18 protein-coding genes are annotated in these 19,380 nt (G+C 64.0%); 11 read left to right on the top strand and 7 right to left on the bottom strand.

The annotated features are described in order from the left end of the window. The first annotated feature begins 39 nt into the window (after nucleotides 1-39). On the top strand, nucleotides 40-843 hold the full coding sequence (locus ABIB73_RS20785) for an enoyl-CoA hydratase-related protein (RefSeq protein WP_354226830.1): 804 nt from the start codon (nucleotides 40-42) through the stop codon (nucleotides 841-843). A gap of 22 nt (nucleotides 844-865) precedes the next feature. On the opposite strand, the gene ABIB73_RS20780 is transcribed toward ABIB73_RS20785, so the two are convergent. Next, nucleotides 866-1,750, bottom strand: coding sequence for a LysR family transcriptional regulator (locus ABIB73_RS20780; protein WP_354226828.1), 885 nt, complete (start codon nucleotides 1,748-1,750; stop codon nucleotides 866-868). A 112-nt stretch (nucleotides 1,751-1,862) separates the two neighbouring features. Between ABIB73_RS20780 and ABIB73_RS20775 the strand changes: the two genes are divergently transcribed. From ABIB73_RS20775 to ABIB73_RS20760, 4 genes are all read left to right on the top strand, one after another. After that, the gene (locus ABIB73_RS20775; protein ID WP_354226826.1) at nucleotides 1,863-3,227 is read left to right on the top strand and encodes an FAD-dependent oxidoreductase; all 1,365 of its coding nucleotides are present in this window, start codon (nucleotides 1,863-1,865) and stop codon (nucleotides 3,225-3,227) included. A gap of 46 nt (nucleotides 3,228-3,273) precedes the next feature. Continuing rightward, nucleotides 3,274-4,278: an ABC transporter substrate-binding protein gene (locus ABIB73_RS20770; protein ID WP_354226824.1), complete on the top strand. Its 1,005-nt coding sequence runs from the start codon at nucleotides 3,274-3,276 to the stop codon at nucleotides 4,276-4,278. A 172-nt stretch (nucleotides 4,279-4,450) separates the two neighbouring features. Further along, a complete protein-coding gene (locus tag ABIB73_RS20765) occupies nucleotides 4,451-5,224 on the top strand; it encodes an ABC transporter ATP-binding protein (protein WP_354226823.1) in 774 nt (257 codons plus the stop codon). Next, nucleotides 5,217-6,035 (top strand): ABC transporter permease, encoded by an 819-nt coding sequence (locus tag ABIB73_RS20760; RefSeq protein WP_354226821.1) that lies wholly within the window; start codon nucleotides 5,217-5,219, stop codon nucleotides 6,033-6,035. The genes ABIB73_RS20765 and ABIB73_RS20760 overlap by 8 nt, the downstream gene beginning before the upstream one ends. Before the next feature lie 163 nt (nucleotides 6,036-6,198). On the opposite strand, the gene gtdA is transcribed toward ABIB73_RS20760, so the two are convergent. Then, on the bottom strand, nucleotides 6,199-7,239 hold the full coding sequence (gene gtdA, locus ABIB73_RS20755; RefSeq protein ID WP_354226819.1) for a gentisate 1,2-dioxygenase: 1,041 nt from the start codon (nucleotides 7,237-7,239) through the stop codon (nucleotides 6,199-6,201). Between the two features lie 91 nt (nucleotides 7,240-7,330). On the opposite strand from gtdA, the gene maiA reads away from it, so the two are divergent. Beyond that, on the top strand, nucleotides 7,331-7,963 hold the full coding sequence (maiA, locus tag ABIB73_RS20750; protein WP_354226818.1) for a maleylacetoacetate isomerase: 633 nt from the start codon (nucleotides 7,331-7,333) through the stop codon (nucleotides 7,961-7,963). After that, nucleotides 7,953-8,465 carry a MarR family winged helix-turn-helix transcriptional regulator gene (locus ABIB73_RS20745; RefSeq protein WP_354226817.1) on the top strand — a complete coding sequence of 171 codons (513 nt, stop codon included), beginning with the start codon at nucleotides 7,953-7,955 and terminating at the stop codon, nucleotides 8,463-8,465. The genes maiA and ABIB73_RS20745 overlap by 11 nt, the downstream gene beginning before the upstream one ends. A gap of 145 nt (nucleotides 8,466-8,610) precedes the next feature. Here ABIB73_RS20745 and ABIB73_RS20740 read toward each other — a convergent pair whose 3' ends face one another. From ABIB73_RS20740 to ABIB73_RS20725, 4 genes are all read right to left on the bottom strand, one after another. After that, nucleotides 8,611-10,224: a benzoate-CoA ligase family protein gene (locus tag ABIB73_RS20740; RefSeq protein ID WP_354226815.1), complete on the bottom strand. Its 1,614-nt coding sequence runs from the start codon at nucleotides 10,222-10,224 to the stop codon at nucleotides 8,611-8,613. Beyond that, nucleotides 10,221-11,360, bottom strand: a complete 1,140-nt coding sequence (locus tag ABIB73_RS20735; protein ID WP_354226813.1) for an FAD-dependent monooxygenase — start codon at nucleotides 11,358-11,360, stop codon at nucleotides 10,221-10,223. The genes ABIB73_RS20740 and ABIB73_RS20735 overlap by 4 nt, the downstream gene beginning before the upstream one ends. A 198-nt stretch (nucleotides 11,361-11,558) precedes the next feature. Continuing rightward, the gene (locus ABIB73_RS20730; protein WP_354226811.1) at nucleotides 11,559-12,395 is read right to left on the bottom strand and encodes a cysteine rich repeat-containing protein; all 837 of its coding nucleotides are present in this window, start codon (nucleotides 12,393-12,395) and stop codon (nucleotides 11,559-11,561) included. A gap of 155 nt (nucleotides 12,396-12,550) precedes the next feature. Next, nucleotides 12,551-13,552: an NADP-dependent oxidoreductase gene (locus tag ABIB73_RS20725; protein ID WP_354226809.1), complete on the bottom strand. Its 1,002-nt coding sequence runs from the start codon at nucleotides 13,550-13,552 to the stop codon at nucleotides 12,551-12,553. 210 nt (nucleotides 13,553-13,762) lie between these two features. Here ABIB73_RS20725 and ABIB73_RS20720 point away from each other — a divergent pair, with 210 nt between their 5' ends. Then, complete coding sequence (locus ABIB73_RS20720) at nucleotides 13,763-15,058, top strand: dicarboxylate/amino acid:cation symporter (RefSeq protein WP_354226807.1); 1,296 nt, start codon at nucleotides 13,763-13,765, stop codon at nucleotides 15,056-15,058. 11 nt (nucleotides 15,059-15,069) lie between these two features. After that, nucleotides 15,070-15,990, top strand: a complete 921-nt coding sequence (locus ABIB73_RS20715) for an amino acid ABC transporter substrate-binding protein (protein ID WP_354226805.1) — start codon at nucleotides 15,070-15,072, stop codon at nucleotides 15,988-15,990. 170 nt (nucleotides 15,991-16,160) lie between these two features. On the opposite strand, the gene ABIB73_RS20710 is transcribed toward ABIB73_RS20715, so the two are convergent. Next, on the bottom strand, nucleotides 16,161-17,099 hold the full coding sequence (locus ABIB73_RS20710) for an ATP-grasp domain-containing protein (RefSeq protein WP_354226804.1): 939 nt from the start codon (nucleotides 17,097-17,099) through the stop codon (nucleotides 16,161-16,163). Between the two features lie 373 nt (nucleotides 17,100-17,472). Between ABIB73_RS20710 and ABIB73_RS20705 the strand changes: the two genes are divergently transcribed. After that, nucleotides 17,473-18,246 carry a ferredoxin--NADP reductase gene (locus tag ABIB73_RS20705; protein ID WP_354226802.1) on the top strand — a complete coding sequence of 258 codons (774 nt, stop codon included), beginning with the start codon at nucleotides 17,473-17,475 and terminating at the stop codon, nucleotides 18,244-18,246. A 218-nt stretch (nucleotides 18,247-18,464) separates the two neighbouring features. Then, the gene (locus ABIB73_RS20700) at nucleotides 18,465-19,343 is read left to right on the top strand and encodes a patatin-like phospholipase family protein (protein ID WP_354226800.1); all 879 of its coding nucleotides are present in this window, start codon (nucleotides 18,465-18,467) and stop codon (nucleotides 19,341-19,343) included. The last annotated feature ends 37 nt before the right edge of the window (nucleotides 19,344-19,380 follow it).

The following is a 19,380-nucleotide window of genomic DNA, read 5'->3' as shown; positions in this document are numbered from 1 at the left end:
CCATAGTGCGCGGCAAACAAGATGACCGGAGGATCGCCGATGACTGCCAACCCCGTCCTGTGGACCCTCGACGAACGCGGGGTCGCCACCGTCACGTTGAACCGGCCGGAGGTCAACAACGCCTATGACGGCGCGCTGATCGCCGGCGTGCTCGCGGCCATGGACGAGCTCGGCCAAAAGTCCAATCTCCGCGTCGTCGTGCTCAGGGGCAACGGCAAGCATTTTCAGGCCGGTGCCGACCTCAAATGGATCAATAGCGTGCGGCCGCAATCGCCCGAGACCAACGAGGCGGCGTCCCGGGCAACGTTCGAGGCCGTGCAGCGGCTCAACACGCTGCCGATCCCGACGGTGGCGCTGGTGCAGGGCGGCTGTTTTGGCGGCGGCACCGGCGTGATTGCGGCCTGCGACGTCGTGATCGCGGCCGATAACGCCCTGTTCTCGATCACCGAGGTGCGCTGGGGGCTGACGGCGGCGATCATCATCCCGCAGCTCTGCGATGCCATTGGAGTACGGCAAGTCCGCCGGTACGCGCTCACCGGCGAGCGCTTTGGCGCCGAGGATGCCCGCCGCATCGGCCTCGTGCACGAGGTGGTGCCGCTCGCCGAGTTAGAGGCGGCCGGCGCGAAGGTCGTCGAGCAATTGCTCGCCAACGGACCGGCGGCGATGGCCGAGACCAAGCGGCTCGCGCTGGAGAGCTCGTTCGGCGGGATGGCGGTGGATGATGCGGCTTACGCGCGGCTCGTGCAGCTGCATTCGCTGAAGCGGCAGAGTGCGGAGGCTGCGGAGGGACTGGCGTCGTTCGCCGAAAAGCGCGCGGGGAATTGGGGTAGCGGTAAGGGTTGAACGCGCAACGGTGCGACAAGCCTCACAGCGACCGCGCGAGCGACGTCTTGAGCAGGGTCAGCAGCGCCTGCACCGCGGCCGCGTTGCGCCGCCGTTCGGGGATGGCGGCCTTGACCCACAATTCCGGAATCGGAAAATCGCGCAGGACCGGCTTCAGTGTGCCGTCGCGCAGCGCGTCGGCCACGAGATAATGCGACATCAGCGCGATGCCGTTGCCGGCGATTGCACTGCGCGCCAGCACATGTCCTTCATTGGAGGAGAGCAGCGGGCTGACCTGGATGCTGATGCGCCCGCGTGGACCGTCAAAGATCCATTCCGGTCCGGTCGGCAGAAAACTGAGGCAGCGATGATCGACGAGGTCGCGTGGATGCTTTGGCGCTCCGTGCTTCTTCAAATAGGCCGGCGAGGCGCAGAGTAGCCGTTTGAGCGCGCATAGCGGCTCGTCGACGACACCGCCGAAGGAGTGCGGGAAGGCGCCGATGGCTATGTCAAAGCCTTCCGTCACCGGATCCACCGGGCGGTCGATCAGCACGATCTCGAGTTTGAGCCGCGGGTTCTGGGTCTGGAAGGCACTGAAGGCGTCGGCAAGCCGCGCCACCGTCAGCGAGGTCGGCGCCTTGATGCGGAGGTGATCAACGAGATCGTGACCCTTTTCGCCCATGCGCGAGAGCAAATCGGTGGCGTCGGTCACGACGCCGCGTGCGCGATGCACGTAGCGCTGGCCGGCTTCGGTCAGGCGCAATTGGCGGGTCGAACGATGAAACAGCGGCGTCCCGATCCGCGCCTCCAATTGCGTGACGCGCTTGGCCACCACCGAGGTCGAGACGCCGAGTTTTCTCGCGGCAGCGGAGAAGCCGGCCGCATCCGCGGTAGCGAGAAACGCCTGCAGGTTCACCAGGATGTCCATCTGGACCTTTCGCGATTCGAGAAAGCTGATCGCCTAATTTGATAGATTGTAGCTCGGCTCGCGTTAATTCATAGTCGGTCCCAAGCAAAGGATTTCAGGGATAGGAAGCGCCATGCGGGCCACGACGATCGAAGAACCGGCACGCCAAGTGCCGCTTTACGGCGAATATGAAGCCGTCGTCCTCGGCGGCGGGCCGGCCGGCATTATCGCGGCAGCTTCGGCGGCGCGCGCAGGCAGGCGGACGCTGCTGATCGAGCGCTACGGCTTCCTCGGTGGTATGGGCACCGCCGCGGGTGTCACCAATTTCTGCGGCCTGCATGGCAACGTTTTTGGCCAGGCCCACCGGCTGGTGCAGGGCATGGCGTCCGAGCTGCTGGCGCGGATCGACCTGTTGAATGGCCTGAACGCGCCGCATTTGATCCTCGGCAAGGTGTTTGCGCAGGCCTATGACACCGCGGCCTACAAGATTGCGGCCGACCAGCTCCTCGCCAGCCACAAGGTGCACATCCTTTTCCATGCGCTTGGCGCAGGCGTGGTGATGGGCGACGACCGCCGCATCGATGCGCTGATGGTCGAGACCAAGGCTGGGCGGCAGGCGGTGCGCGCCGAGATTTTCATCGATTGCTCCGGCGACGGCGATCTCGCCGTCTGGGCCGGCGCGCCGTTCGAAATCGGCGACGAACACGGCCATCCGCTGTATCCGTCGATGATGCTCCGCCTCAACGGCATCGACCCGGAACGGGCGGGCGAAGCCTGGCGGACCATCCCGCAATTGATGGAGAAGGCGCTTGCCGCCGGCACCCACAAATTCCCGCGCAAAAGCGCGATCGTGCGGCCGCAAAAGTCCGGCATCGAATGGCGGGTGAACTTTACCCAGGTCGCGCGCGAGGACGGCCATGCCATCAACGGCATCGAGCCTGATGATCTCACCCGCGGCGAGATCGAGGGGCGAAAGCAGGCGCTCGCTGCGTTCGAATTCCTGCGCACCGTGCCCGGCTTCGAAAAGTCCTACATCGTCGACCTGCCGCCACAGCTCGGTATCCGCGAGACCCGCCGCATCAAGGGCGGCTATCAGCTCAGCGGCGAGGATGTGCTCGGCTGCGCTTCGTTCGAGGATTCCATCGGCGTCAATGGCTGGCCGATCGAGGCCCATGTTCCCGGCGATGTCGTCTTCACCTTCCCGCCGATCCCGGAATCGCGAGGCTATAACGAGCTGCCCTACCGCATGCTGGTGCCCGAAGGCGTCGATAACCTCCTCGTTGCCGGCCGCTGCGCCTCGATGACCCATGAGGGCCAGTCGGCAGCGCGGGTTTCCGGTGCCTGTTTCGTGATGGGGGAGGCAGCCGGTTCCGCCGCAGCGCTGGCGCTCGCGGGAAACCGGATCCCGCGTGACATCCCGGTTGAAAAATTGCAGGAAACGTTGAAACAACAGGGCGCCTTCATCGGGCGGGACCAGCCCGTGCCCGAGGGGCTGTAGCGGGCTGCAAGAGAACGACCAAGACAACGACTGCGGAGGAAACGGGATGATCGGGATTGCGCGGCTCGCGCTTGCGGGCCTGGTGGCGATCATGGCGATGGGCACGGCGCAGGCCGAGGACACGCTGAAGGCCAGGATCGGCGTGCTCCGCCTGTCGTCCTCCGCGCCGGTCTTCATCGCCCAGGACAAGGGCTATTTTCGCGAGGCCGGCCTCGACGTCGAGCTGAAATTCTTCGATGCGGCGCAGCCGATCGCGGTCGCGACCACATCGGGCGACATCGATTTCGGCGTCACCGCGTTCACGGCCGGTCTCTACAATCTTGCCGGCAAGGGCGTGCTGAAGGTGATTGGCGGCATGAGCCGCGAGAAGGCCGGCTATCCGCTGATCGGCTATTTCGCCAGCAACAATGCCTACGCAGCCGGATTGAAGATGCCGAAGGATCTCGCCGGCAAGCGCGTGGCGGTGACGCAGGTCGGATCAAGCTTTCACTATTCGCTGGGGCTGCTTGCCGACAAATACGGCTTCAAGCTGTCGGAGGTGAAGATCATCCCGCTGCAATCGCTGTCGAACGCCGCCGCCGCCCTGAAGGGTGAGACCGTCGATGCGGCGCTGCTGCCGATTTCCACCGCGCGAAAGCTGATGGACGAGGGCGGGGCGAAGTTCCTCGGCTGGGTCGGCGACGAGACGCCCTGGCAGCTCGGCGCAGTGTTCGCCTCGCCAAAGACGCTGACCAACACGGTGCTGGTGACAAAGCTGCTCGGCGCGCTCGCAAAAGCCGATCGCGAATATCACGACGTCATCCTTGCCGCCATGAAGGACGGTGTCGCGCCGATCAACGAGCAGACCAAGCCGCTGCTGGAGATCATCGCGAAGTACACCAACCTGCCGGTCGAGCAGGTGGTCGGCAATTGCGCCTATATCGATCCGGACGGCAAGCTGGATGTGAAGAACGTCGACAACCAGATCAAATGGCTGCAAGAGCAGGGCTTCGCGGACAAGGGCTTTGATGCGAATGCGATCATTGCCAGGGATTTTGTGAAGGCGGATTGATGATGCGCTGTTCGAACCATCCCCGTCATCCTGAGGTGCTCGCGAAGCGAGCCTCGAAGAATGCACGGCTCGGATGCAGCTCGGCCGCTCATCCTTCGAGGCTTCCATTGCGATGCATCCGCATCGCAATGCTCGCACCTCAGGATGACGGGTCGGGAGTAAGGCGCATAGCATGGACCTGATCGCCAACCACATCAGCCACCGCTTCGGCGACCTCGCCGTGCTCGACGACATCTCCTTCACCGTCAGCGCCGGCGAGGTAGTGGCGATCGTCGGTCCCTCGGGCTGTGGCAAGAGCACGCTGCTGTCGATCCTCGGCGGGTTGTTGCAGCCGTTGTCCGGCGCGCCCGAGCTGCGCGGGACGCCGCCTGCGGACAGTCTCAATCCGCTCACCTTCGTGTTCCAGGATTTTGCGCTGCTGCCCTGGGCCACGGTGGAAGAGAACGTCGAATTCCCGCTGCTGCACACCCAGCTCTCGCCCGCGCAGCGCCGCGCGCAGGTCGAGGATGCCCTGCGTCGCACCGGCCTGACCGATTTTCGCCAGACTTATCCGAAGCAGCTCTCCGGCGGCATGCGCCAGCGCGTCGGCATTTCGCGCGCGCTTGCGGTGAAGCCTGCGATCCTTCTGATGGACGAACCGCTCTCGGCGCTGGACTCGCAGACCCGCGAGCTCCTGATGGAGGACTTCGTCCGTCTGCTCGCCGATGGCGGCATGGGCGCGGTCTATGTCACGCATAATCTCGAAGAGGCCGCGCGCCTTGCCGATCGCATCGTGGTGCTGTCGCGTCGGCCGGGCCGCATTCGCGAGGTCGTCACCGTACCGATGACGCGTGCCGAACGCGGCGAGACTGCTGCGCGTGAAAAGCTGCTCGCGCTTCAGAACCAGATCTGGTCGCTGATCCGCAATGAGGCGATCGATGCCGAACGCGAGGTCCAGCATGCTTGATCGTGCGGGGACGCCTCCGAAGGACGACACGACGCGTCGCGTCCGCTTCCGCGGCGCAGGCTTCGTGCCGGCCTCTAGCCGCTTCGGCGGCTGGATCGCACTCGCGCTCGTGATCGCGATCTGGCAGGCCGCCGGCAGCGCCGGTCTCGTCAATCCGCTATTCCTGCCGGCGCCATCGGCGATCATGCGCGCGATCTACCAGCTCGCGATCTCCGGCGCGCTCTGGCAGCATCTCTCGGCCTCGCTGCTGCGCATCGGCGTTGGCTGGCTGCTGGGCACCGCGGCCGGCGTCGTGGTCGGCTTTGCCATCGGCCTGTCGCGGCTCGCGCGCAGCGTCGGCATCACCTTCATCTCGGCGCTGTTTCCGATCCCGAAGATCGCGCTGCTGCCGCTGTTGATCCTCTGGCTCGGCATCGGCGAAGAGCCGAAGATCGCGACGATTGCGCTCGGCGTGTTCTTCTCGACAGCGATCTCGGTCTATAGCGGCGTCGATGCGGTACCGCGCAACCTCATCCGGATGGCGCAGAGTTTCAACGTGCCGTTTCCGACCATCGTGCGCAAGGTGATCTGGCCGGGCGCGCTGCCCGCAATCCTCGCCGGCTTCCGCATCACGGCCTCTGTCGCGCTGCTGCTCGTCGTCAGCGCCGAGATGATCGGCGCGCAGTACGGTATCGGGGCGTTCGTGCTCCAGGCGGGTAATCTGATGCAGACGGATCAGTTGCTGGCGGGCGTGGTGATCCTGTCGGTGTTTGGGCTGGCGGTGGGGAGGGTGATCAATCTGCTCGAGGTCAAACTGTTGCATTGGCGGTAGCCAAAACCCCCGCCGTCGTCCCGGCGAAGGCCGGGACCCATAACCACAGGAAGTTGTGGTTACGGGGATTCGGAGTTATCTCTGCCGCTTACAATTGCTCCCTGTGGTTATGGGTCCCGGCCTTCGCCGGGACGACAACGGAGGGTTTGGCGAGCAGCAGGCCTCACGCGTTGCCGCGATCTTCGCGGAACAAGTCCAGCTTCTGCTGCACGGGCCGATCCGAGAAGCTGAACAGCACCGCATCCGAGTCGGCCTCGTGCGTCACCCATTGCCAGCTCGGCACCACGAACAAATCGCGCGGGCCCCATTCGAAGGTCGCTTCGCCGACGCGCGTGCGTCCCTGGCCTTCGATCGGGCAGAACACGGTCGCATCGGTCGAGCGGTAGCGCGCGGTCTTGAAACCCTTCGGCAGCAGCTGGATGAAGGTGCCGATGGTCGGCATCGCGAAATCGCCGGTCTCGGGATTGCTGAACTTCAGCTTCAGCCCGTGGCAAGCGTCCCACTCCTCGCGCGTCCTGGCTTTTTCCAGCGCTTCCCGGGTGTAGGCATAGGGATAGCTGAAGATCGGCGAGGTTTTCGAACTTCGCTTCGCGTCGACCGGCAGCAGATTGTGGCCGTAGCGCGCAAAGCTGTCGCCGGCCGGCCTCGTGATCTTTTGCTGGTCCTCCTTGGAGCCTTCCGCAAAGGAGCAGTCGAAGAACTGCACCAGCGGAATGTCGAGGCCGTCGAGCCAGAACATCGGCTCGCTCGTCTCGTTGGAATGATCGTGCCAGGTCATCGACGGCGTGATGATGAAGTCGCCGGGCTCCATCGCGGTGCGCTCGCCGTCCACCGCCGTGTGGGCGCCTCGGCCTTCGAGCACGAAACGCAGCGCCGACTGACTGTGCCGATGCGCCGGCGCGACGTCGCCGGGCACGACCATCTGCACGCCGGCGTAGAGCGAGGTTGTGATCTTGGACTGCCCGCGCAGGCCGGGATTTTCCAGGACCAGCACGCGCCGTTCGGCCTCCTTGGCGGTGATCAGCTTGCCCGCTTCGGTCATGTAGTCGCGGATGATGTTGAATTTCCACAGATGCGGACGGCAGGCGCTCTTCGGCTCCGGCGTGATCAGGTCGCTCATCACCGTCCACAGCGCGGTGAGATTTTCGCCGTCGATCTTCTTGTAGAACGCTTCGCGTTCCGGCGTCTTGGTCACGGCTTCCATGGTGCGGCTCCCGTTCGTTTTGTTGATTGACAGTATACTTACGGTCTAGGTAGCGTCAACGTGACGAACAAGAATGACAGGGAGGATTTCGATGAAGCTGCATGGCTATTTCCGCTCCAGCGCCGCCTACCGGGTGCGGATTGCGCTGAACCTGAAAGGTCTCGGAGCCGAGCACCTGCCGCATCACCTTCGCAAGGGCGAGCAATGCGCGCCGGCCTACCTCGCCATCAATCCGCAGGGCCTTGTGCCGGCGCTGGAGGATGATGCGGGTGCGGTGCTGACCCAATCCGTCGCCATCATCGAATGGCTGGACGAAATCCATCCCAACCCGCCGCTACTGCCGAAAGATCCGCTGCAACGCGCCAGGGTGCGGGCGTTTGCGCTGGCGATCGCCTGCGACACCCATCCGGTGCAGAATTTGAAGGTGCTGGCGCGGCTGCGCGAGCTCGGGCTGCCCGAGGAGAAAGTCCAGGAGTGGGCGGCCTGGGTCAACCGCGAGGGGCTGTCGGCCTGCGAAACGCTGATCAAGGACGAGCCCGGCTCGTTCTGCTTCGGCGATGCGCCGACGCTCGCCGATCTCTGCCTGGTGCCGCAGCTTGCCAATGCGCGCCGCTTCGGCGTCGATGTCTCGGCCTATCCGCGCCTGCTCAAGGCGGAAGCCGCCGCAAAGGCGCTGGCAGCGTTCGCCAACGCCGCGCCGGAGAAGCAGCCCGATGCCGAGTAAGCCTGCCGCTCCGATCACGATAGACGCGGTCTATGCCGCGCCGGGCTATCTGTTCCGGCGGATGCAGCAGATCGCGGTCTCGATCTTCATGGAGGAGTGCAGGGCGTTCGACCTGACCCCCGTGCAATATGCGGCGCTGATCGCGATCCACACCCACCCCGGTATCGACGCGACGCGGCTGTCGGCGGTGATCGCCTTCGACCGCTCCACGCTCGGCAGCGTGATCGAGCGGCTGCAAGCCAAGGACTATATCGAGCGCAAGCCCGCGCCCGAGGACAAGCGGATCAAGTTGCTCCATTTGACGAAGTCCGGCGCCGCGATCCTGCGAGAGATCATTCCGGCCGTCGAGCGCGCGCAGGCGCGCATGCTGGAGCCGTTGAAACCCGCCGACCGCAAGACACTGATGGGGCTCCTGGTCCAGCTCGTCGATCTCAACAACGAGGCGTCACGTGTGCCACTGCGGGCGGAGGATGCGCTGGAGCATCTGGGGAAGGCGGGGTGAACCCTACAGGAACCTCATTTTCCGCCGTCGTCCCGGCGAAGGCCCGAAGATTGGTAATGACCACCTCGCGTCACAACTACTGCCTCGGCGTATGGGGCCCGGCCTTCGCCGGGACGACACCGGGAGTGTGGCGGCGTTATCGTCATCACATCCGCAACAACGCCTGCCGATCAATCTTCCCCGTGCCCGTCTTCGGCAGCTCGTCGATGAAGATCACCTCGCGCGGATATTTGTAGGGCAGCAACTTGTCCTTCACATAATCCTGGAGCCGCCGCGTCGCCTCGCTCTGGTCGGCCGCGCGGTTGTTCATCACCACCACCGCCTTCAGCGTCATGCGCCGATCGGGCAGTTCGGCTCCGAACACCGCGCATTCGCGGATGTCGGGGTGGTCGGCGAGGCAGAGCTCGACCTCGAGCGGGTAGACCCACTGGCCGGAGATTTTTATGAGGTCGTCGGCGCGGCCGCGGAAGAAGTGGAAGCCGTCGCTGTCGCGGACGAAGCGGTCGCCGGTGTAGATCCAGCCGCCCTCCCGGATGGTCTCGGCCGACTTGTCCGGGCGGTTCCAGTACAGCGGCGTGTTGGAATCGCCGCGGACCCACAAAATGCCTTCCTCGTCGCCGCCGACGTCGCGGCCGTCCTTGTCCCGGAGCGCGACCTCGTAACCGGGCACGCGTGAGCCCGCGGCACCGAGCTTCTTCTGCTCCGGGCGGTTGGAGAGATAGATGTGCAGCACCTCGGTCGAGCCGAGACCTTCGACGATTTCGAGCCCGGTGAGCGTCTTCCAGCCGTTGAAGACTTCGGCCGAAAGCACTTCGGCGGCGGACAGCGACATGCGCAGGGACGAGAAGTCGACCTTGTTCGCTCCGTCGGCCTTGGTCAGGGACGTATAGAGCGTCGGCAAGCCGAAGAAGACCGTCGACCTGTACTGCTCGATCGCTGCGAAGATCGTTGCGGGCCTCGGCTGACCCGGCAGCAGCAGCGTTGCCGCGCCCGCAGAGAACGGGAACGTGACCGAATTGCCGAAGCCGTAGGCGAAGAAAATCTTTGGCACCGAGAAGCAGATGTCGTCCGGCGTCAGCTTCAACACATTCTGCGCAAAGGCCGCGTCGCTATAGGCCATGTCGTGCTGGAGGTGGACGATGCCCTTGGGCCGGCCGGTCGAGCCGGACGAATACATCCAGAACGCCATGTCGTTCCGATGCGTGTCGGCTTCCGCGAGTGCGGCGGGGTATTGCGCGAGCCAGTTCGCGGCTGCGATCGCCTCCGGCGCAGCATGCTCGCCCACCTCGCCGTTGACGACGATCAGCGTACGCAGATTCGTGTCCTTGCAGGCCTCGGCGCTGAAGCGCGTGCGGAACTCGGATTCAGCCACCGCAACACGCGCGCCGGAATCGGCGAGATAGAATTGCAGGAGATCCGGCGGCGTCAGCGTGTTGATGAGCAGCGGCACGAAGCCGGCGCGGACCGCGCCGAAGAAGGCGGCCGGATAGGCCGGCGTGTCGTCGAGAAACAACAGTATGCGATCGCCGCGCTTCAGGCCGAGCGAGGCAAAACCGTTGCCCCACTGGCCAGCTTCCGCACAGAGCTCCGCGTAAGTGCGCGTGCCCGCGGGACCAATGAGGGCGAGCCTGTCGCCTCGCGTCTTGGCGAGATTGTCGAACAGCACGCGGCTGGCATTGTAGATTTGCGGAACGGCAAAGCCGATCTCGCGTGCGCCTGCGCAGTCGGCGGGCACCTGGTCGCGGATCTCTCCGCTCATGCCGCATCTCCACCGTTCTTCTCGGCCTCGTAGCGCGCCATGAAGGTCGGCGACATCGCCCGCAGTCGAGAATCGTCAATTCGGCCTGAGCGGGTGATGTAGCTATATGCAAAGTCCATCAGGCCAAGCTGCATATGCTGGGCAAAGTGCTCGTACCAGAAGGCGCTCGTGCGCGCGGCGTTGATGAGCTTCTGCACCACGGGCTTGCGCGCGGCCTGGTAGCGATGCAGCGCGGTTGTCAGATGCGCATCCGATTCCAGCGCCTTGACCAGCGCGATCGCATCCTCGATCGCGAGTCGCGTGCCCGAGCCGATCGAGAAATGCGCCGAGTGCAGGGCGTCGCCGATCAGCACCATGTTCTTGAACGACCAGTGCTCGTTCCAGACCCACGGAAAATTGCGCCAGACCGATTTGTTCGAAACCAGGCAATGGCCGCCGAGCGTATCCGCAAACACCTCCTCGCAGACGCCCTTGGACTGCTCGACATCCTTGTAGGCGAAGCCATAGGCCTGCCAGGTGGCATGGTCGCATTCGACCAGGAACGTGCTCATGCTCGGCGAGTAGCGGTAATGATGGGCGTTGAAGGCGCCGCGGTCGGTCTTCACAAAGGTCTGCGACAGCGTGTCGAAGCGTTTCGAGGTGCCGTACCACACAAACTTGTTGGAGGAGTAGGACAGCGAGGTGCCGAAATCGCCCTCGTAGGCGCGGCGCACCAGCGAGTTCAATCCATCGGCGGCGACGATCAGATCGTGGCCGTTGAGCTGGTCGATGGCGTGAATCGGTGTGTCGAAGCGCGGCGTGACGCCGGCATCGAGCGCGCGCTGCTGGAGGAACTGCAAGAGCTCGAGCCGGCCGATCGAGGAAAAGCCGACGCCGTCGAGGGCGACGCTGTCGCCATGAACGTTCAGCGTGATGTTCTCCCAGCTCTCCATATGCGGCGCGATCGCATCGACCGTCTCGGGGTCGTCGGCGCGCAGAAATTCCAGCGCCTGGTCGGAGAACACGACGCCAAAGCCCCAGGTCGCGTCGGCCGGGTTCTGTTCGAACAGGTCGACTTGATCCTCGGGGTGGCGCTTCTTCCAGAGATAGGCGAAGTAGAGCCCACCGGGCCCCCCGCCAATCACGGCGATCCGCAACGTCTGCCTCCCTAATTGACAGTATACTTACTATCCGGGGCTAGGCTAATGTGCTCCGGCGTCCCGCGCCAGCGGAAAGGCGTGGCGCGCCGCAGCCTGCTTCGGAGACGCGTCCGGCGCGTCTCCCGAAACCATCACGTGCGGAGCATAACCAAACTGTGCCGGATTGGCCACCCGTGCGGGCAATCGCCCGTCGTCCTAACGGGCCGCGAACGGCGCCAGCACGTCCTTGCACGCGGGCGACAGCGACGCGGCATTGCTCGCGATGCATTGCACGATGCGACCGCCACCAGGCGCCACGCCGGCGCACAGCGTGCGGATGTCGCCGCCGCAGGCGGATCGGATAATGAACAGTTCTTCGCGCGGCCGCAGCGGGCGCAGAACGATCACGGTTGGCGCGGCCGCCGGTGCTGCTGCCGCAGGCGTTGCTCCCGCAGGCGTTGCCGTCGCTGCGGCGCTGTCGCCGCCGACCGCGGCGGTCACGGCCTTCTGGCAGGCCGGCGAAACCCTTGCCTTGTTCTTTTCGAGGCATTCCAGCGCGGGCGCGCCACCCGGCGACACGCCGGCGCACACCTTGGGATAATCGGCGCGGCACGCGCTCTTGATCGCTGCAACCTGCGCGCTGCTCGGTTGCTTGGCGCCAGCAACCTTCGGCGCCGGTGCTGACTTGGCCGCGGGCTCTGCAGCGGGCGCAGCTTCCGTCTTTGCGGGTTCAGATTTGGCCGGTGCAGCTTCGGTCTTCGGCACGGCAGGAGCGGCTTCGGTCTTCGGAGCTGCAGCGGGCTCGACCGCGCGAACCGCAGTTTGGCATCCCGACGAAAGGCTCGACATGTTCTTCTGGAGACACTGGTACGCTTCCACGCCGCCGGGCGTTACGCTTGAGCAGTGCGCCATGAAGTCCGAGCGGCATGCGGACCGGATCGCGCTCTTCTGGGCCTCAGTCGGCGCTTGCGCGAATGCGCTTGTTGCAATTGCGAAGAGTGTTGCCGCCAGCAACGCCTTGCGCGTCGAAACATGTTTCAATGTGTTGAACATCTGGGTGAATTCCTGCCCTGTCGGTAACGCCGACGATTTTCAAATGTGATGCAAGCGCAATCGTCGCGAGTGATGCCTCGCGAGCGATATCTTTGGCCGCTTTGGCCACTACCGCAAGTAGATAATGCCGATGCAATTGCGACGTAACTGCGTCGTCACAGCTTGACCATGCGCTTGCCGCGGTTCTCGCCCGCAAGCAATCCGATCAGCGCCCTCGGCGTGTTCTCGAGCCCATCGATGATGTCCTCCTGCACCTTCAGCTTGCCGGATTTGACCCAGGCCTGGAGCTCGGCGAGCGCGCGCTGGCTCTCCTTCATGTAGTCCATCACGATGAAGCCCTGCATGACGAGCCGCTTCACCACGATCAGACCGGGCACGCCGCGCGGGCCGTGCGCCGACGGCGCGCCGTCATATTGCGAGATCGCGCCGCAGCAGGCGATGCGGCCGTAATTGTTCATCTGCGGCAGGCAGGCTTCGAGAATATCGCCGCCGACATTGTCGAAATAGACGTCGATGCCCTTTGGCGCGGCGGCGCGCAGCGCCTTGAAGACCGCGCCGTCCTTGTAGTCGACGGCGGCATCGAAGCCGAGCTCTGAAGTCAGCCAATTGCACTTGTCTGCGCCGCCGGCGATTCCGATCACGCGGCATCCCTTGATCTTGGCGATCTGTCCGACGATGGAGCCGACCGAGCCCGCGGCCGCCGAGACCACCACAGTCTCGCCCTCCTTGGGCTTGCCGATCTCCAGCAGTCCGAAATAGGCGGTGAGGCCGGCGATGCCGAACACGCTGAGCAGATGCGTCATCGGCTCGAGCTTCGGCATCTTTGTGAGATGCTTTGCCGGCACCGCGGCATACTCCTGCCAGCCGGTGTCACCGAACACGATGTCGCCGGGTGCGAGTCCCGGCGCTTTCGAGCTGACGACCTCGGCGATGGCGCCGCCGGCCATCACGCTGTTGGCTTCGACGGCCGAACGATAAGTCGCTCCGTGCATCCATGCCCGGTTGGCTGCGTCGAGCGAGATATAACGCACATGCAGCAAGGCCTCGCCATCCTTCGGCTCCGGAATCGCAGCCTCGACCATCTTGAAGTGCTCGGGGCCGAGCTTGCCGCTGGGCTTTTCGACCAGAAGAATTTGGCGATTGGCGCTGCCGGTCATGGCGTTCCCTCCTTGATTGTTTGGCGATTATTGATGCAGCCGCAGCCAAGAAAACGTGCAAGCCGCATTCGTTGTGCGCTGCATGAAGGCTAGATCGCTGCGGCCAGTTTCACAATGGGAACATCCGGACAACGCGATCGCACGCCAAGCGTGTTGCGTCGTTGTCATATCTGCGACATCATGAAGCGGTCGGTGTAGTGGGGGTCATTGATGTCGAACAGGTTTACGCAATACATTTTGGCGGCGATGGTGCTGGGCATCATCATGGGCTCGGCGATCTACAATTTCCTGCCGGATACGCGCGGGGACTGGGCCTCGTCCATCAACCTGATCGCCGTGATCTTCCTGCGCCTGATCAAGATGATCATCGCGCCGCTGGTGTTCGCGACGCTGGTCGGCGGTATCGCGCATATGGGCTCGGGCTCCAAGCTCGGCCGTATCTTCGCCAAGACCATGGGCTGGTTCGTCAGCGCCTCCTTCGTCTCGCTGATGCTGGGCCTCGTGATGGTCAATCTGCTCCAGCCCGGCGCGAACTTCCCCGGCACGCTGCCGGACAAGGCGCAATCGACCGGCCTGCCGGTCTCCGCCTTCTCGATCGAGAAATTCCTGACCCATCTGATCCCGACCTCGATCGCGGACGCGATGGCGCAGAACGAGATCCTCCAGATCGTGATCTTTGCCGTGTTCTTCTCGGTGGCGATGGGCTCGATGCCCGAGCGCTCCAAGCCGATCCTCGCGCTGATCGACGATCTCGGCCACATCATGCTGAAGGTGACGAGCTATGTGATGCTGTTCGCGCCGTTCGCGGTCTGGGCCGCCATCACCGCAACGGTCGCCAAGAACGGCCTTCTGGTGCTCTGGAAGCTCATCGTGTTCATGGGCGGCTTCTATCTCTCGCTGTTCCTGCTCTGGGGAATCCTGGTCATGGTCGGTTTCATCGTGATCGGGCCGAGATACAGCCATCTCCTCAGGCTGATCCGCGAGCCGCTGATGATCGCGTTCTCCACCGCGAGCTCGGAAGCGGCCTACCCGAAGACGCTCGAAGGCCTCAATCGCTTCGGCGCCTCGTCGCGGATATCGAGCTTCGTGTTGCCGCTCGGCTATTCCTTCAACCTCGACGGCACCATGATGTACTGCACCTTCGCGAGCATCTTCATCGCGCAGAGCTATCACATCGACATGCCGCTCGGCACGCAGCTGGCGATGCTCGCGACGTTGATGATCACCTCGAAGGGCGTCGCGGGCGTGCCGCGCGCCTCCCTGGTCGTGATCGCCTCGACGCTGTCGCAGTTCAACATTCCCGAGGCGGGTCTGTTGATGATCATGGGTATCGACACCTTCCTCGACATGGGCCGCAGCGCCACCAACGTGATCGGCAACACGCTGGCGACCTCGGTGGTGGCGAAGTGGGAAGGCGAGCTCGGACCCGAGCATGCGATGGAACCGGGCGACGCCGTGCCGGGCGACATGGTCCCCGGTGAAGTGCCCGCAATGGCCGGCCACTGACGGGAGTGCATATGCGCCCTTTGACGGCGATTTCGGGCAGCCTGTTGCTGGCAGCATGTCTGCTGGCAACCTGTGCCTCCGCCCAGACCGGCGGCAGCGAAGGGCTTAGCCCGACGCTGCTCGCCATCAAGAACGCGCACACCGTGCGGCTCGGCTACCGCGAGAGCTCGCCGCCGTTCTCCTTCCTCGACCAGGCCAACCGCCCGATCGGCTACAGCCTCGAGCTCTGCGAGGCCATCGTCGAAGAGATCGGCGTCGAGGTCGACGACCCCAATCTCAAGATCGATTACGTCAAGGTCACCTCGGACGATCGCATCGACGCGGTCGTTCAGAACAAGATCGATCTGGAATGCGGCTCGACCACGGCCAACTCCGAGCGCGGCAAGCGCGTCGCATTCTCGCCGCTGATGTTCGTCGCCGGCACCAAGCTGATGGTGCCGAAGGCATCGAGCGTCCAGGCGCTGGCCGATCTGAAAGGCAAGACCATCGTGGTGACGAAGGGCACGACCAACGAGCAGGCGATCCAGGCGGCCGACAAGAAGTCGTCGCTGGGGTTGAACATCGTCGTCGGCGCCGATCACGAGCAGTCGTACCAGATGCTCGCCGATGGGAAAGCGGATGCGTTCGCGACCGACGACATCCTGCTGTCGGGCCTGATCGTACGCCACAAGGCACAGGACAAGTTCCGCGTTACCGGCGACTATCTGTCCTACGATCCCTACGGCATCATGTTCCGCAAGGGCGAGCCGCAACTGACGGCCGTGGTCGACCGCACCTTCCGCAAGCTCGGCTCCAACCACGACCTCGTTCCGCTCTACAACAAATGGTTCATCGCGCGTCTCCCCACCGGCGAGCGGATGAACGTGCCGATCTCGCTGCAACTGGAAGAAGCCTTCAAGGCGATGGACGATTCGGCCAGCGCGAATAATTAGCGCGGTCTCCTCGTCGAAAGGATAGCAGTGTCAATTCCGTCATCCTGAGGTGCGAGCCCGGCGGTGCAATGCACCGCTGGGTGAGCCTCGAAGGATGAGCGGCCCGGCTGGTGCTCGTCGCCCTTCGAGGCCTCCGCTTCGCTTCGGCACCTCAGGGTGACGGCGATAGATCAGGTCCCCCGACGCTCTTCGTCAAACACCCGGTCCAGCGCCGCGTCATACGTTGCCTGCACCAACTCAGGATACAGCTTCCCCAGCGCCTCCATCATCACGCCGGAATTGATTTCCAGCACCTGCCACGCGCCATCGACGCGGATCACGTCGATCGAGGCGAAGGCGATGCCGATGGCGCTTGCGGCGTCGATGGCGAGTTTCACGCAGGCTGCGTGCACCTCGCCGTTCTCGATGAGAACCGGCCGCGCGCCGGCGTCGAGATTGTGCCGCCAGTTCAGGACGCGACGCTCGCCCTTCGGGACAATGGCACTTGCGTCGCGCGCATCGAGTTCGCGGAGCTGATGGTCGTGGCCTGCGGCAATCGAAAGCTCGCGCAAGCTGCGGACGCCGTCGCCGACGACCGACGGGCGCTCCTTGCGGTAGACGATCATCGGCCGCTCATCGAGCAGGATCACACGGACCTCGTCCTTGATCTCGACATAGGGTGCAATCACGAGGCCGAGGCTCGAGGCAAAGACCTCGCTGACGGCACGATCGAGCTCATTCCGGTTCGTCGCCTTGAACACCGAGCGTCCGGACGTCCCCTCGTTGGGCTTCACCACGACGCCTTGCGGGCTCTGCGCGAGCAGCGCCAGCATCGCCTTGTGCCAATCGGGGCCGGCGATTTGCGCGCCCATGCTCGGGTTGAGGAAGAGGTGATGCGGAATGCAGGGCACGTCCTCCAATCCCAGCGCTTCGGCAGTCGCCGATTTGTCGTTTGCGAGACGATGCGCGATGGAGCTGTTGAGGCCGATGTCGTAGCCGAAAGCGAAGTGGCGCGTCCCGCCTCGGTGCATCGCGATCAGCCAGCCACCGGCGCGGACATCGACCGCGATGCCATGGCCCGCGCAATAGCGCCTGATGGCCTGGACGAAGATACGCTCACTGCTTGCCATGTGTTGATCGTTCCAGTCGCCAAAAGCCGCAAAAATGCGGGAAATGGCGCCAAACCGGGGCGAAAATCAGAGCTATTCTTAATGAAATTCTCGCGAGCACGCCGGAAATTAAGTGCTGCGATCGCGCTCCGTAGGGAAAAGAAATTGCCCTTCGCTCGCGCTTGGCAGCAGATTCATTAACAATGCGGCCAATTCCGCCGCAAATGCCGATTTGATCGGCATCGATTGCACCCGAAACGAGGTTGATTATTGGCCTCAATGGCGTAGATCACACACGCGAAATCCTCCGCCATGACAAGTGGTGTTCGCCTCGCTTGCAGGGGCCGGGCAACGCTTTGTTCTAAAACCGCAAATATTCGGAATATCGAAAATCATGAGCGCGTTTTATCGAGAGAAGGTTCTGTCCGTCCAGCACTGGACCGACACCCTGTTCAGCTTCCGCGCCACGCGCGATACCGGCTTCCGCTTCCAGAACGGCCAGTTCGCGATGATCGGCCTCGAGGTCGACGGCCGTCCGCTGCTGCGCGCCTACAGCATGGCGAGCGCCAATCACGAGGAAGAGCTCGAGTTCTTCTCGATCAAGGTTCAGGAGGGCCCGCTGACCTCGCGCCTCCAGAAGATCAAGCAGGGCGACACCATCCTGGTCGGCCGCAAGGCGACCGGCACGCTGATCACCGACAACCTCATTCCCGGCAAGCGGCTGATGCTGCTTTCGACCGGCACCGGGCTCGCGCCGTTCGCCAGCCTGATCAAGGACCCCGAGGTCTACGACCAGTTCGACACCATCGTGCTGGTGCATGGTTGCCGCCAGGTCTCCGAGCTCGCCTATGGCGAAAAGCTCGTCGCCAATCTGCGCGAGGACGAGCTGTTCGGGCCGCTGCTGTCGGAGAAGCTCGTGTACTACCCGACCGTGACCCGCGAGCCGTTCCGCAATCGCGGCCGCATCACCGACCTCATCAACTCCGAGCAGATCTTCAACGACATCGGACAGTCGCCGCTCAACATCGAGACCGATCGCGTCATGATGTGCGGCAGCCCGGCGATGCTGGAAGAGCTGCGCGTCATGTTCGAGGGCCACGGCTTCGCCGAGGGCTCCGGCAACAAGCCCGGCCATTTCGTGATCGAGAAGGCGTTCGTCGAGCGGTAATCGCCGCCCGCTAGTTGGCGTCGTCCCGGCCCTCGCCGGAACGACGATAGAGGATGGATCGGCATCTCGCTTCCAACTCGCATTCGCCATCATCCGCCGAACCCTCACCATCCTCCCCCGACTTTGTTATTGGCTCCCCTTGCGCGGGCGCTGTTATAAGCTCGCTGCAAATCTCGCGGCGATGTTGCGCTGCGAGAGCTGGGGGAGCTGCGCGCGCCTTGTCTGCGATCGACCATGGTCGTCCGCAAAACCCGACCGCCTTCGTGCTGGCGGGCGGCGGCAGTTTCGGGGCGATCCAGGTCGGCATGATGCATGCGCTGGCCAAGCACGGGGTCGTCGCCGACCTCGTGGTCGGCTCCAGCGTCGGCGCGATCAACGGCGCCTATTATGCCGGCGACCCCTCGCTCAAGGGCGTGCTCGGGCTGGAAGCGATCTGGCGCAGCCTGAAACGCCATGACGTGTTCCCGATCACATGGCGGACCCTGCTGGGATTCATGTGGCGGCGGGATTTCCTGATCCCCCATGACGGCATCCGCAAGCTGCTCGAGGATCATCTGCCCTATCGCAACCTCCAGGAGGCCCGGCTTCCCCTGCACATCGTCACCACCGATTTCGTCTCGGGCGAGAGCGTGGTGCTGTCGGATGGCTCGGCGGTGGAGGCGATCCTGGCGTCCACGGCAATCCCCGGCGCCTTTGCGCCGGTCCGTTATCGAAACCACTTTCTTGCCGACGGTGCGATCTCCTCGAACACGCCGATCCGGGTTGCTGTACAAAAGGGAGCAAAACGCCTGATCGTGCTGCCGGCCGGGCACGCCTGTGCGGTCGAAAATCCCCCGGTCGGTGCGGTCGCCAATGCCCTGCATGCGCTGACGCTGCTGACGGCCCGGCAGCTGGTGGCGGAGCTCGAAGGGCTCGCCTCCGACATCGAATATGTCGTGGTGCCGCCGCTCTGCCCGATGGTAGGCTCGCCCTACGATTTCTCGCGCACCGGCGAGCACATCGAGCGCGCGATCACCAGCACCGACGACTGGCTGGCGCAGGGTGGCCTTGAGCAGCACGGCGTGATTCCGCATGAGGCGCAGCCACATAGTCACTGATTTGTCATTTCATTGAATTTATTGCACTGCAAAAGCC

Origin of the sequence: Bradyrhizobium sp. F1.4.3 (assembly GCF_040548375.1) — a bacterium.
Lineage (GTDB): Bacteria > Pseudomonadota > Alphaproteobacteria > Rhizobiales > Xanthobacteraceae > Bradyrhizobium.
The sequence above is the reverse complement of the archived record's forward strand: the minus strand, read 5'-3'. Positions and strand labels throughout refer to the sequence as shown.

Bases quoted from the DNA above. Each gene is read 5' to 3' on its own strand.
- ABIB73_RS20765 (WP_354226823.1), top strand. From the start codon at position 4,451: ATGGACCTGATCGCCAACCACATCAGCCACCGCTTCGGCGACCTCGCC.
- ABIB73_RS20740 (WP_354226815.1), bottom strand. From the start codon at position 10,224: ATGAGCGGAGAGATCCGCGACCAGGTGCCCGCCGACTGCGCAGGCGCA.
- ABIB73_RS20785 (WP_354226830.1), top strand. From the start codon at position 40: ATGACTGCCAACCCCGTCCTGTGGACCCTCGACGAACGCGGGGTCGCC.
- ABIB73_RS20780 (WP_354226828.1), bottom strand. From the start codon at position 1,750: ATGGACATCCTGGTGAACCTGCAGGCGTTTCTCGCTACCGCGGATGCG.
- ABIB73_RS20725 (WP_354226809.1), bottom strand. From the start codon at position 13,552: ATGACCGGCAGCGCCAATCGCCAAATTCTTCTGGTCGAAAAGCCCAGC.
- ABIB73_RS20775 (WP_354226826.1), top strand. From the start codon at position 1,863: ATGCGGGCCACGACGATCGAAGAACCGGCACGCCAAGTGCCGCTTTAC.
- ABIB73_RS20710 (WP_354226804.1), bottom strand. From the start codon at position 17,099: ATGGCAAGCAGTGAGCGTATCTTCGTCCAGGCCATCAGGCGCTATTGC.
- ABIB73_RS20720 (WP_354226807.1), top strand. From the start codon at position 13,763: ATGTCGAACAGGTTTACGCAATACATTTTGGCGGCGATGGTGCTGGGC.
- ABIB73_RS20760 (WP_354226821.1), top strand. From the start codon at position 5,217: ATGCTTGATCGTGCGGGGACGCCTCCGAAGGACGACACGACGCGTCGC.
- ABIB73_RS20730 (WP_354226811.1), bottom strand. From the start codon at position 12,395: ATGTTCAACACATTGAAACATGTTTCGACGCGCAAGGCGTTGCTGGCG.
- ABIB73_RS20745 (WP_354226817.1), top strand. From the start codon at position 7,953: ATGCCGAGTAAGCCTGCCGCTCCGATCACGATAGACGCGGTCTATGCC.
- ABIB73_RS20715 (WP_354226805.1), top strand. From the start codon at position 15,070: ATGCGCCCTTTGACGGCGATTTCGGGCAGCCTGTTGCTGGCAGCATGT.
- ABIB73_RS20770 (WP_354226824.1), top strand. From the start codon at position 3,274: ATGATCGGGATTGCGCGGCTCGCGCTTGCGGGCCTGGTGGCGATCATG.
- ABIB73_RS20705 (WP_354226802.1), top strand. From the start codon at position 17,473: ATGAGCGCGTTTTATCGAGAGAAGGTTCTGTCCGTCCAGCACTGGACC.
- maiA (WP_354226818.1), top strand. From the start codon at position 7,331: ATGAAGCTGCATGGCTATTTCCGCTCCAGCGCCGCCTACCGGGTGCGG.
- gtdA (WP_354226819.1), bottom strand. From the start codon at position 7,239: ATGGAAGCCGTGACCAAGACGCCGGAACGCGAAGCGTTCTACAAGAAG.